The 12474-nt window shown below is 68.1% G+C and carries 12 protein-coding genes; 4 read left to right on the top strand and 8 right to left on the bottom strand.

The window, feature by feature from the left end:
- From VFY73_RS30295 to VFY73_RS30275, 5 genes are all read right to left on the bottom strand, one after another.
- Positions 1-795 (bottom strand): ABC transporter permease (locus VFY73_RS30295; RefSeq protein ID WP_329725328.1); only part of this gene is annotated, 795 nt, incomplete at its 3' end.
- 13 nt (positions 796-808) lie between these two features.
- On the bottom strand, positions 809-2110 hold the full coding sequence (locus VFY73_RS30290; protein WP_329725327.1) for an ABC transporter permease: 1302 nt from the start codon (positions 2108-2110) through the stop codon (positions 809-811).
- Positions 2110-3396 (bottom strand): TolC family outer membrane protein, encoded by a 1287-nt coding sequence (locus VFY73_RS30285; RefSeq protein WP_329725326.1) that lies wholly within the window; start codon positions 3394-3396, stop codon positions 2110-2112. Before VFY73_RS30285 ends, VFY73_RS30290 begins: the two co-directional genes overlap by 1 nt.
- Positions 3397-3398: 2 nt before the next feature.
- The gene (locus tag VFY73_RS30280) at positions 3399-4121 is read right to left on the bottom strand and encodes an ABC transporter ATP-binding protein (protein WP_329725325.1); all 723 of its coding nucleotides are present in this window, start codon (positions 4119-4121) and stop codon (positions 3399-3401) included.
- A gap of 48 nt (positions 4122-4169) precedes the next feature.
- Positions 4170-5501 (bottom strand): efflux RND transporter periplasmic adaptor subunit, encoded by a 1332-nt coding sequence (locus tag VFY73_RS30275; RefSeq protein ID WP_329725324.1) that lies wholly within the window; start codon positions 5499-5501, stop codon positions 4170-4172.
- Positions 5502-5680: 179 nt separating this feature from the next.
- On the opposite strand from VFY73_RS30275, the gene VFY73_RS30270 reads away from it, so the two are divergent.
- Entirely contained in the window at positions 5681-6541 is an 861-nt protein-coding gene (locus VFY73_RS30270) for a DUF6502 family protein (protein ID WP_329725323.1), read from the top strand.
- The gene (locus VFY73_RS30265; protein WP_329725322.1) at positions 6538-7719 is read left to right on the top strand and encodes a DUF4382 domain-containing protein; all 1182 of its coding nucleotides are present in this window, start codon (positions 6538-6540) and stop codon (positions 7717-7719) included. The genes VFY73_RS30270 and VFY73_RS30265 overlap by 4 nt, the downstream gene beginning before the upstream one ends.
- On the opposite strand, the gene VFY73_RS30260 is transcribed toward VFY73_RS30265, so the two are convergent.
- Positions 7706-8656: a LysR family transcriptional regulator gene (locus tag VFY73_RS30260; protein ID WP_329725321.1), complete on the bottom strand. Its 951-nt coding sequence runs from the start codon at positions 8654-8656 to the stop codon at positions 7706-7708. The two genes, VFY73_RS30265 and VFY73_RS30260, sit on opposite strands and share 14 nt — an antisense overlap.
- A 125-nt stretch (positions 8657-8781) precedes the next feature.
- Between VFY73_RS30260 and VFY73_RS30255 the strand changes: the two genes are divergently transcribed.
- A complete protein-coding gene (locus VFY73_RS30255) occupies positions 8782-9795 on the top strand; it encodes a zinc-binding alcohol dehydrogenase family protein (RefSeq protein WP_329725320.1) in 1014 nt (337 codons plus the stop codon).
- A gap of 177 nt (positions 9796-9972) precedes the next feature.
- Positions 9973-10377, top strand: a complete 405-nt coding sequence (locus VFY73_RS30250) for a GFA family protein (RefSeq protein ID WP_329725319.1) — start codon at positions 9973-9975, stop codon at positions 10375-10377.
- 23 nt (positions 10378-10400) lie between these two features.
- On the opposite strand, the gene VFY73_RS30245 is transcribed toward VFY73_RS30250, so the two are convergent.
- Both VFY73_RS30245 and VFY73_RS30240 read right to left on the bottom strand, forming a co-directional pair.
- Positions 10401-10721, bottom strand: coding sequence for a hypothetical protein (locus VFY73_RS30245; RefSeq protein WP_329725318.1), 321 nt, complete (start codon positions 10719-10721; stop codon positions 10401-10403).
- 396 nt (positions 10722-11117) lie between these two features.
- A complete protein-coding gene (locus VFY73_RS30240) occupies positions 11118-12473 on the bottom strand; it encodes a DUF1501 domain-containing protein (protein WP_329725317.1) in 1356 nt (451 codons plus the stop codon).
- Position 12474 lies beyond the last annotated feature (1 nt).

Below are 12474 nucleotides of genomic sequence, written 5' to 3'. Positions count from 1 at the left end.
CTTGGCTTGGGTCACGATGCGCGTGGCGTCGACGCGCTCGATGATCCCGGTCGCGGCCTTCAGCACCGCCTCACGCTGGGCCGGGTCGACACGAACGATGTAGTTGCCGCCGCGAAAGCTCGGTCGCACCGGAAAGAGCATCGCGTTGCCTTCGTCATGCTTGGCCTTGCTGGGGTAGGGGTGGGTCAGGCGCTCGACGACACCGACCACCGTCGACGGCAGGTCGCCGTAGCCATACATCACCTGGCCGACGGCCGATTGGCCGGGGTACAGCTTCTCGGCCAGTGCGCGGTTGATGATGACCTGGCCGACGTTCGGATTCTCCTGCTGGTCCACCGCCGAGCCGGCTTGGTACTCCTCGGGCTTGAAGTCACGGCCTTCGACCAGCTTCAGCCCCATCGTCGCCAGCGTCTGCTCGCCGCCGGAATAGAACGATGTGGCGAAGCGAGGGCCGTTCCTGTCTTCGCTCTTGCGCACGTCGCTGTTGTTGCTGTTGCCGCCGTAGACCAGCTGGTTGACGATCGCGGCGCTCTTGACACCTGGCAACTGGCGCAGCGCAAGCATGTCTTGCGCGGTGACGTCTTCAGCATTCGCCGGGCCGCCGGTGCCGCGCGCGTTCAACACGACGAGTTCGTTTTCGGGCAGGCCGCTGTCGTGGTTCAACACATCGAAGCGCTGGCTGATCAGGTGCAACGCGTTGCAGACGATCGCGCTGGTCAATGCGATCTCGATCACGATCAGGCTGGCGGCCGTCTTGTGGCGGCGCAGCGTCGAGAGAATGGGCAGGATGTCCATGGTGCTTGCCTCCTTATTGCGTCTTCAGTTGTTGGGCCGGGGTGACGTTGGCGGCACGCCAGGCCGGCAGCAGGCCGGCGATGACACTGGCGGCCAGCGCGAGCAGCAACGTCAGCGCCAGCATCGGCCAGTCCATCTGCACCAGCGGCGCATAGTCGGCCGGGCTGTGCCGCACCAGCCACAGGCCCAGCACCGCCAGCAGCAGCCCCAGCAGGCCACCGGCCAGACCCAGTGTGCCGGCCTCGACCAGGAACTGCGCAAAGATCGCCCGCTTGGTCGCGCCCAGCGCGCGGCGCACGCCGATCTCGGCCGAGCGGCGCAGGCACTTGGCCAGCAGCAGGCCCACGGTGTTGGTCAGGCACACCAGCAGGAAGCCGAATGCCAGCCAGACCTGCAGCCGCACGTCGCCGGGCAACACTTTTCGATGCGCCAGCCAATCGGTCACGTTGCGCAGGCGCACATTGGCCGGCCGTTCGAAGCGGCCGGCACGGCGTTGTTCTTCGGAGTACTGCACCAGGTAGTCGCGGAAGGCCGCAGCGTCGCCCGGTGACTCCAGCTCGACCCAGTACTGGACCCAGCTGCACGGCGCGTTCAGGTCGCGCGGGCTGGCGCCGCCGGTGTTGCCCCAACAGTTCGTGTTGCCCGAGGTGCCGAACTTCAGGCCCATCGCGGTGGAGAAGGGCAGCAGCACCTGCTCGTACTCGGTCATGCCCATCGTCATGTCATAGAAGTGCGGTACAGGTCGCCAGTCGTTCAGCACGCCGACCACGCGCATCGCGACGCTGCGGACGCGCAGCTCGCGGCCCACGCTGTTTTCGCCGCCGAAGAGCTTGTCGTTGAGCTCGCGCGAGATCACCGCGATGCGGGCCTGTGCCTCATCAGCCTGAGCGTCCCAGCTGCCGCCGAACAGGAACGGCGTTTCGAACATCGCGAAGAAGTCGGCCGAGGTATAGCGCGCCGCGGCATAGAAGGGCTTGATCGACGCCGAGTCGGGTTGAACCGGCACATTGGCACCGGACATCATCGCCTGGCGTTTGGCGCGTTTGGCGCGCAGCAAGGCTTCGGCGTCGAAGCGCGTGAGCTGAAAGGTCGGCTCCTCGCCGGGCTGGTAGCCCACCATGCTGGCCGAGTCCAGCTCGACGTCGAACAGCCGTGCGCTCTTGCTCGGGATCGGGTCGCCCGACAGCACGCGGTAAACGGTCAGCGTGGTCATGCAGGCGCCGATGCCGAGGCCCAGCGCAATCACCATCAGCAGGCTCAGGCCACGCGCCGACTTGAAGCTGCGCAGCGCAAGGTCGAAGTAATAGGCGAGCATCAAAGGGTCCCCTTCGAGAGCAGTTGGTTGACGGCGGCCAGCTCGGGCTCGCCGAGGGCGCCGGCTGCTTGTTGCAGCAGCAGCCGGGCCAGCACATAGCCGTGGCGTGCCTGGTCGTGCGCGTTCTGCGCCGCGGCCTGGGTCTGGATCGCCAGCAGCAGGTCGGTCATCGTGCGCGTGCCCAGGCCCTGGCCGGCGCGGGTCGAGGTGAGTGCCTGGTCGGCCGCGTTGACCGCGGCGCGGGTGCTTTCGAGCAGCGCAACGCCAGACGCCACCGCCTGGTACTGCGCCTGGGTCTCGCGCACCAGCGCGCGGCGGGCCACTTCGTAGTCGTCGCGCGCGAGGTCGCGTTGGTAGCCGGCTTGGCGCAACTGCGACTGCGTGGCGCCGCCGGCGAACAGCGGCACGGTGAGCCGCAGCGCGAACTGCGTGCCGCCGCGGCGCTGTTCGTCGCTGATACCGGCGCCGCTGGCGCGCGCGCTGTCCAGCCCGGCGCTGAGCGTGGGCCAATGTGCGGCGCGCGCAGCACCGATTCGCTGCTCGCTGGCCTCGACGATGCGCCGTTGCGACTGAAGCTGCGGGTTGCTGCGCAGGGCCTCGTCGACCCACGCTTGCGGCTGCGCCGGCTCGGGCAGTAGCGCCGGCAGCTCGGGCGCCAGCGGGTGCAATTCGCCAGGCGTCTGGCCAGTGAGCTGGATCAAGGCCTCGCGTGCATCGGCCAGCGCCTGCTGCGCCTGCACGGTGGAGCCGCGCGCCAGCGCGTGGTACGCGCGGGCCTGCTCGACATCGACCTGCGCCGACAGGCCGGCGTCGAAGCGCTTTTGCGCCTGCGCCACCTGCGCCGCGAACGCGTCTTCGTTGGCCTTGGTCGTGGCCAGCGTCGCCTGGGCCGACAGCACACCGAAGTAGGCCGTGGCCAGGCGTGCGCACAAGGCCTGCTCGGCGGCACGCACGCGCAGGTCTTGCGCCGATTCGAGGGTGCGCTCGGCGTCCCAGCTGCGCAGCTTGCCGAGGTCGAACAGGGTCTGGCTGAGACTGCTGCCGAGCTCGCGGCTGCGCGAGCCGTCTTGCTGGTCACGGGTCTCGGTGGCGTTCAGCTGCCACTGCGGCAGCAGCGCCGCGCGGGCCTGCACGGCCAGCTCGCGTTGCACGCCACGCTGTGCGTCGGCCGATGCCAGCACCGGGTCGGCTGCGCGTGCCAGAGCGTAGACCTGCAGCAAGTCCTCGGCCGACGCGGCTTGTGCCCAGGCCACCGCCAGCGCGGTGATGGCGAAACGAAAGCGCATCGTCACAATGCCGGCACGGTGCTCGGCCGCAGCATCGACGGATCCAGGTTCAGCTCGGCCGCGATGTCGACCACCTGGCCGTCGATCACGTGCACGTTGCGCTGCGCGCGCGCAGCCAACTGCGGGTCGTGCGTGACCATCACGATCGTCGCGCCTTCGAGGTGCAGCTCTTCGAGCAGGTCCATCACGCTGCGCGCCATCTGGCTGTCGAGGTTGCCGGTCGGCTCGTCGGCCAGCAGCAGCTTGGGGCTGCCCGCCAGCGCCCGGGCGATCGCGACGCGCTGCTGCTGGCCGCCCGACAGCTCGCTCGGGTAGTGCTTGGCGCGTGCCGACAGGCCCACGCGGGCCAGCGCATCGGCCACGCGCTGGCGGCGCTCGGCGTTCGGCAACCCGCGGTAGCGCAGCGGCACCTCGATGTTGTCGATGACGTTCAGGTCCGGGATCAGGTTGAAGGCCTGGAAGATGAAGCCGATCTTCTGGTTGCGGATGCGCGAGCGCTCGTCGTCGCCCATGCGGCTGACGTCGACACCGTCCAGTTCGTAGCGACCACCGGTGAAGGCCTCCAACAGGCCGGCGATGGTCAGGAAAGTGGTCTTGCCCGAGCCTGACGGGCCGGTCACGGCGACGAATTCGCCGGCTTTCACCTCGAGGTCGAAATTGCGCAGCGCATAGGTTTCGACCATCTCGGTGCGGTAGACCTTGGACAGGGATTGCATCTTCAGCATGTGGCTTTCCTCTTCTTTCTCGTCTCTCGTGAATCGGTGTGCGGGGCGTCAGGGGCTGACCACGACGCGCTCGGCGCCGCGGAAGTTGTCGGTGCCGGAGATCACGATCTGCTCGCCGGATTGAAGCCCGTCGAGCACCTCGACCTTGGACAGGCTTTGCGCGCCGAGCCGGATGGCGCGCTTCTCGGCCACGCCGTCGCGCAGCACATAGGCGACGCGGCCGCCGCCTTCGTCGACAAAGCTGCCGCGGGCGACGCTCAGCACGTTGTCGCGCTGGTCCAGCAGCACCCGTACTGACAGCCGCTGGTTCTGGCGCAGTTGCTCGGGCAGCGCGCCGTCGAAGCGCAGTCGCGCGGCGACTTCGTTGTTGACGACCTCGGGCGACACCGAGCTGACCCTGCCCTTCCACTGCTGCCCGTTGCCGCTGATCTGGCCCGGCATGCCCGGCTGCAGCTCGCGGGCGAAACTCTCGGCAACCTGCATCTGCACCTCGAGCTGCGACAGGTCGACCACGGTCAGCAGCCTGGCGTCCTTGGCCACGCTCATGCGGTCGCTGATGAACAACTGGCCGACCTGGCCGTCGACCGGCGAGCGCACGGTCAGTTCATCGCTCTGGCGCTCGATGTCCCTGACCAGCAGCTGTTGGCGCTCGAAGGCCTGGCGCTTGGCCTGCAGCTCGAAGCGCATCGCGTCGTCTTTGAGGTTCAGCAGCTGCTGGGCCTGCTTCAGTGCGACCTGCGCGCGTTCGACCGCATCGCGTGCCTGGTCGACCTGCGCGCGGGCGGTGGCGCCGGCCTCGAAGGCCTGGGTCTGGCGCGCGAGCTCGTTCTGTGCGGTCTTGTAGGCAATGGCCGCCGTGTCGAGTTGGCCCTGCGCCATGGCGCGCTGCTGCCGCGCATCGGCCGCGGCACGCAGCGCTTCGCTTTGCAGCGCGTCGGCATTCGAACGCTCTTGCGCCAGCTTGGCGGCCAGTTCCGGGCTGGCAATGCGCGCCAGCGCCTGCCCTCGCTTGACCTGGTCACCGGCCTGGATCGACAGCGTCACCGTGCCCGCGCTACCCGCATACAGCGTCGGGCTGACGGCGGCGACGACCTTGCCTTCACCTGCCACATCACGCGTCAGCGGGCCACGGCCAACCTCGGCGACGGCCAGCCGCCCAAGGCTGACCGAGTTCTGGCCAGACAGCCCGCGCGAAAGCGCCGGCCATCCCCAGGCCCCCAGCCCAGCCAGCGCCAGCCCGGCGGCGGCCATCGCCAGCGTCTTGCGGCGGCGCCAGGTCGGTTCGGGTGTCAGCACCCGGTCTTGCGCGGAGGTGTCACGAATCATGGTGTCCGGCGTTGTGTCGGTCGTCTCGATGGGCTGGAAGTTCGCAAAGTCCATACCAACCACTCCGTAGAAACTTTCCTGAATGAAATCAACGGCTTGCGGAACCGTGTCGCGGTCGACCGAGTGTCCGCGGACAGTCGGCCGGACACCGGCGGCGGACAACCCTGACGGCGACATGTCCATACATCTCCGGATCTCCAGGGTGTGAAAAATTTGGGAAAATTTTCCCAACAATGACCACGCTGGTACGCGCTCAACGGGTTCTGGAAACAGCGGTCGCCACCTTGTTGCGACCGCTGTTCCGCCTGTTGCTTCGGCAGTCCATGTCCTTCATCGCCTTTGAAGAGATTGCCAAGCGCGTGTTTGTGGAGGTGGCGATGAAGGACTTCGGTATTGAAGGCAAGGCACCGTCGATGTCCCGGGCGGCGATCTTGTCGGGACTGACCCGCAAAGAGGTTGCTCGCCTGTTGGCCGAGCGGTCCGGCGACGGGGCCGAGCCGGGGGAGCGCTACAACCGCGCGGCCCGGGTGCTGACCGGTTGGCTGCGCGACATCGACTTCACCGAGAGCGACGGCTCGCCGCGCTGGCTGCGCGACGAAGGGCCGCGCAGCTTTGCAGAGCTGGTGCGCCGCCACAGCGGTGACGTGCCTGCACGGGCGGTGCTCGACGAGCTGTTGCGCGTCGGTGCCGTGCGCCGGCACACTGACGGGCGCATCGAGCCGTTGACGCGCGCCTACGTGCCGGCCACCAGCGTGGCCGACAAGCTCGCGATCCTCGGCGCCGACGTGGCCGACTTGATCGCCACGATCGAACACAACATCGACCATGGCAAGACCGAACCACGCTTCCAGCGCAAGGTCATGTACCACCGCATCGAGGCATCGCATTTGCCGGCCTTGCGCAGGCTGACGGCGGTGCAGGCGCAAGCCTTGCTGGAGCGCATGGACCGGTGGCTGCAAGAGCATGACACCGGTGTGCCCGAAGACGGCCCAGAGCCGCGCGCCGCGCGGGTGGGCCTGGGCGTCTACTACTTCGAAGAGCCGCTGGACGGTTCCTTGAAGCAGGACCCGAATTTCATTGGAGAAGAAACATGAAGCTTCGTCGTTGGAAGGCCCTGGTGGGCGGGATCGTCACTTCGCTGTTGGTGGCCTGTGGTGGTGGTGGCAGTGGCGGCGGTGGTGGCATCGGTGGCACCGGGACGATGAGAATCGGGCTGACCGATGCGCCCTCCTGCGGCTACGACGAGGTCAACATCTCGATCGTCAAGGTGCGCGTGCACCAGAGTGCCGATGCCGGCGACAACGATGCGGGCTGGTCCGAGCTGGTGCTGAACCCGGTGCGACGGGTCGACCTGCTGACGCTGCAGAACGGCGTGATCGAGTCGCTCGGCGAGCTGCCGCTGACGGCAGGCAGCTACACACAGATGCGCCTGGTGCTGGCCGAGAACGACCACGCTTCGCCGCTGGCCAACTCGGTGGTGCCCACCGGTGAGGATGAAACCGCGCTCGACACGCCCAGCGGGCAGCAGAGCGGCGTGAAGATCAACCTCGATGCCACGGTGAGCGCTGACCAGGTGATGGACGTGGTGCTCGACTTCGACGCCTGCAAGTCGGTCGTCAAGGCCGGCAACTCGGGCCACTACAAGCTGAAGCCGGTGATCCAGGCGATCCCGCTGCTGACGACCGCTGGCCAGGGCGTGGTGGGTTATGTCGATCCGGCACTGTCGATGGCCGACACGCGCGTTTCGGTGCAGGTCGACGGCATGGCCGTCAAGACGACCGCGCCCGACGGCAACGGCAAGTTCGTGCTGTACCCGGTACCCGTGGGCACCTACGACTTGGTGATCACCGCCGAAGGTCGGGCCACCGCCGTGATGACCGGCGTGCCGACCGACACGGTCGACTACACCTACGTCAACAGCGCAATGGTGCCGATCGTGCCGGGCCCGGCGCCGTTGGGCCTGCGCCCGGTGGTTGGCACGCTGGCGCCTGCTACCGCCGCGGTGCGGGCGCTGCAGAGCTTCACTGCCGGGCCGACGGTGGAGGTGAGCTTCGGCCTGGTCGACAGCCTGACCGGTGCCTACACGCTGGCCCTGCCGATCGATGCGCCACTGAAGACGGCCTACGTGCCGTCACCGACCTCGATCACCTTCACGGCCGACGCGGCGGCAGCGGGCCTGTACACACTGGAGGCGGAGTCCGACGGGGTGGTGAAGACCCAGCCGATCGACACCCGCGTGGCGGTGCCGCCGGTGAACTTCAGTTTCCCCTGACGCTGGCGGCCAGCGCCTGCAGCCGCGGGTGCAGAAAGTCGGCCAACGCCCGCATGCGCGCGCTCAGGTGCGTGCCGCGGGCGAACACCATCGTCAGTGGATAGGGCTGGCTTTCATAGCCGGGCAGCACCCGCACCAGCCGGCCGGCCAGCAGATCGTCGGCCACGTCGAGCCGCGACTTCAGCACCACGCCGTGGCCGTCCAGCGCCCACAGCCGGGCCAGCAGGCCGTTGTCGGCGGCGCGCCGCACGCGGGGTTGAATGTCGACGCTCTCTTCGCCGCGAAAAAGCGTCCACACATGGCCCGGCCGGCCTGACAGGCGCAGCACGATACCGTGGTGCGTGGCCAGTTCGGTGGGGTTGTGCGGCGTGCCGGCGCGCTCCAGGTACGCGGGGGATGCGACCAGCACCGCGGTGTTGTCCGCCATTAACCGCACGATCTGCTCGCCCGACGCCGGCACGCCGTAACGCAGCGCCACGTCGACCGGTTCGCGGCCGATGTCGCTGACCCGGTCACTGACGCGCAGTTCCAGCTGCAACTGCGGGTGCAGCGCCATGAACTCGTCCAGCATCGGACGCAGCACATGAAGCCCCAGGTCGGTCGACACCGACAGGCGCAAGGTGCCGCGCACCTGCGTCAGCGGCGCATGCAGCTCGGCGGTGCCTTGGTCCAGCAGCGCCAACGCATGCCGCGCACGTTCGAGGAACAGGCCGCCCTCGACGGTGGCTTTCAGCGCCCGGGTGTTGCGGGTGAACAGGGCCGCGCCCAGCTGCGCCTCCAGCCGGCGTACCGCCGCGGTGGCGGTGGCCGGCAGCAGATCGGCCTCGCGCGCGGCGGCGGCCACGCTGCCCAGCTCGGCCACGCGCAGCGCCAACCGCAGCGACGGCAGCTCCAGCGGCAACTGCGGAGGTGGCACGGAACGGGCGCGGCGTGGCATCGCAGTCCTTTCAATTGACAAATGCCGTTTGTGAATGACGCAGTCTGCCACGTCTGGTTTGTTGCCAGAGAGTCCGGCACGATGCAGCCCGTTGTCACCCGACTGCCAGATCGAAAGGAACCTTCATGAAAGCCATTGCCCACCGCCAGCCCGCGCCGCTGAGTGCCGCCGACGCGCTGGAACTGGTCGACCTGCCCGAGCCCATGCCGGGCCCGAATGACTTGCTGGTGCAGGTGAAAGCCGTGTCCGTCAACCCCGTCGACGTGAAGGTGCGTGCCGGCATGCCAGTGCCCGAAGGCCAGGTGCGCGTGCTGGGCTGGGACGCGGCCGGTACCGTGCTGGCGGTCGGTCCCGCCGTTCAGGGTTTTGCCGCCGGTGACCGCGTCTGGTACGCCGGCGCACTGGACCGCCAAGGCAGCAACGCTGAGCGGCAGGTGGTTGATGCGCGCATCGCCAGCCGCATGCCGGCCACGCTCGATTTCGCCCACGCCGCGGCTTTGCCGCTGACCGCCATCACCGCCTGGGAGATGCTGTTCGATCGCCTGGGCGTCGCGCCTGGCGGCGGGCAAGGCCAGCGCCTGCTGGTGGTCGGTGCCGCCGGCGGTGTGGGTTCGATCCTGGTCCAGTTGGCGCGCAAGCTGACGCAGCTGGAGGTGATCGGCACCGCGTCGCGGCCGGACACGCAAGCCTGGGTGCAGGAAATGGGGGCCCACCACGTGATCGACCACAGCCAGCCGCTGGACCAGGCGTTGGCCGCGGCCGGCCTGGGCCCGGTGCACCTGGTGGCCAGCCTGACGCAGACGCAGCAGCACTACGCTGCGCTGATCAATGCGCTGGCCCCGCAAGGCAAGCTGGCGCTGATCGACGACTCCAATGAGCCGATCGATGCGCGACCGCTGAAGGCGAAGTCGCTCTCGCTGCACTGGGAAATGATGTTCACCCGCAGCCGCTTCCAGACCGACGACATCACCAAGCAAGGCGAGCTGCTGGTCCAGGTGGCCGCCGCCATCGACGCCGGCACGCTGCGCAGCACGATGACGCGCCACTTCGGCCGGCTCAGCGTGGCCACGTTGCGCGAAGCCCAGGCCCACGTCGAAAGCGGTCGCGCCATCGGCAAGGCGGTGCTCGACGGGTTCTGACCGGCGGCTGGCGTCATCTTCCTTGCCTGGCGCCTGTGTGGAGCGATCTGCGCAGGCTTTTTCCGCAGGCGCTCTGGTTCCGCCGGCAATGGCAATATGTGGCGCCGGCGGCGCAGGAGCCTGAAGACCGGTCGCGAGCGGTGAGCGTCGTTGCCGGCAACCTTTGACGAGATCGAGATGACAACGCGAACAGCGTCCTGCACCTGCGGCCAACTGAGCATCGAAGTCCAGGGCGAGCCGAGGGGCGTCGGCATCTGCAATTGTCTGGCGTGCCAGCGCAGGACGGGCAGTGTCTTTGCGGCGCTGGCAGGCTTTGCGGGGTCGTACCAGGTCACCGGTGAGGCGACCGAGTACGTCCGCACCGGCGATCAAGGAGCCCGGTTCATCTTCCGGTTCTGTCCCGTCTGCGGAACCAACCTGTTCCACACTGAAGAGGGTATGGAGGGCGGCGTGAGTGTGGCAGTGGGCGCCTTTGCCGACCCGGGTTTCCCGCCACCCCAGGTGTCGGTCTACGACTGCCGGCGGCACCCGTGGGTTCAATTGCCGGCAGGTCTTGTCGCTTACGAGAAAGACCCGGCCTGAAGCGTCAGGCCCGGGTGAAGCACTTACTCCGTCGCGCTCGACGCGGCGGCTGCGCTGGACGCCCCCTTGGCCTTCATGTCGAAGCGGACCAGGGAGGGCACCACCTGTTGGGCATCGAGCGGCGAGCGTTCGCGGAACTCAAGCGTGACCGGCTCGTAGCCTTCCAGTTTGGCCGTGAAGCGGTAGACGCTGAACCAGCCGAACTGGTCCTTGATGCTGAGGTCGAACGGTGCGGTTCCGAGCGTTTGGCCCTTGCGTTCGTAGACGATTTCGGCGCCTGGCGGGTCGGACTCGAAACGCACCTGCGTGGCGCAGCCGGCGAGGCCGGCGAGCAGCGAAATCATCAGCAGATTCAAGCTACGGCGGTACTTCATAAAGAGCGTTAGAAGGTGTTACTGAGGTGACGCCTTTATCTTTGCGAGGGGCTTGCCACGTCAATAGCGTTTGCCCTTCGGCACACCGGCTGCGTTGAAGGATCGTGATGATCTGTGCGGATCGTGCGGGCCGCTGCGCATTCATCTGCACAAAAACGTTAGGTCACTGGGCGTCGTTCTGGATTGACAGGCCTTTCTCGCCAAGTCGCCTGTCGGAAACGCACGAGCGCCGGCGCGACCCGGGCTTGGAGGGATGCAGTTTTGTCGGCCGCGAGCGGCGACAAGGTTGCGACAGGCACCAAGAAGGTCGGGCCTGCGCGAGTGACTCGTGCGGGCCCGGTGTGGTGTTGCGGCGCTGCGCGCTTGTCAGCGCAACAGGTCGAGCGTGCGCTGTGAAAACTCGCCGATGTGGGGGAACACCGTGGCCAGGTCGCTGTCCGGCACGCCCATCCAGGTGGCCAGCGTGGCGCCGAGCTGGTCGACCGAAATCGCCGGCAGCATGCGGCCCTGGCCAACTTCGTCGGGCGCGCCGAGTTCGCAGCGCGGCGCCGCGCCGACCCATTGACGCGGCTTGACCGCGCCACCCATCACGACATGATGGCCGGCCCAGCCGTGATCGGTGCCGTCGCCGTTGGCGGTGAGCGCGCGGCCGAAGTCCGACGCGGTGAAGCTCAGGACCTGGTCGCCCAGGCCCGCGTTGTTCATCGCGGTCTGGAAGGCCGCCATCGCATCGCCCAGCTCCTGCAGCAGCGGGCCGTGTGTGCTGGCCATGCCGTTGTGCAGGTCGAAGCCGCTCATCGAGACGAAGAATGTCTGGCGCTTCATGCCCAGCGTGGCGCGCGCGGCGATCAACCTGGCCACCATGTTCAGCTGCAGGCCCAGCAGGGTGGGCGGCAGGCCGAAGTCGCCAATGCCGCTGAGGGCCGTTTGCAGCTGGGCGGCGCCGCTTTCGGCCACCTGGGTTCGCCGCGTGAGTTCACGCAGCATCAGGTGGCTGCTGGGCCGCGTCATCGCGTTGTAGATCGCTGCGTCCGAGCCCGGTGCGCCGGGGATCGCGGCCAGGCGCACCGGCCCGCTCGATGCGACCATGAACTCGTTGACCGACATGCCGGTGGAGTACACCGCGCTCTGGTCGAGCGAGATCGCGGTGAACAGCGAGCCCTGCTGGCCGGCGTCGGCTGCGAGCAGGTCGCCGATGCGGCCGCCCCAGCCCGATTGCGCGCCCTCGGCCAGCAGCGACTGCCACTCGCTGAACTGGTCGTTGTGCGACATCAGTTTGGGCGGCAGGTGGCGCTGCGCAAAAAAGTCTTCGCGCGTCACCGGCCGCAGCAAGGTTCCCACGCGCATCGCCATCGCGAGCTGGCCGCTGTTGAACACCGGCAGCAGGGCCTGCAATGCGGGGTTCAGTGCAAAGGCCTGCGCATCCGGCCAGGCCTGGGCGGGGGCCAACTGGTAGGGCAACAGCGCGCTGCGGGCCAGTGCGAGGCTGCCACGGGCCTGGCTGTAGCGGGCGTGCGTGGGCTCGTCGCAACTGACGATGGTGTTGTGACTGTCGTTGCCGCCGTAGAGGAACACGCAGACCAACGCGCGGTAGTCATCGGGCAAGGTGGCGGCCGAAGCGGCGCCGATCGAGGCCAGGCTCAGGCCCAGCGGCGCGGCGGCGCCGAGGGCGGCAAACTGGCTGGCGTGGCGCAAGAAGGCGCGACGGGAAATGTGGCTCATC

The sequence above is a fragment of the Ideonella sp. genome (assembly GCF_036277275.1).
In the GTDB taxonomy this organism is placed as follows: Bacteria; Pseudomonadota; Gammaproteobacteria; order Burkholderiales; family Burkholderiaceae_C; genus Ideonella.
This window is presented reverse-complemented; position numbering and strand designations above follow the sequence as displayed.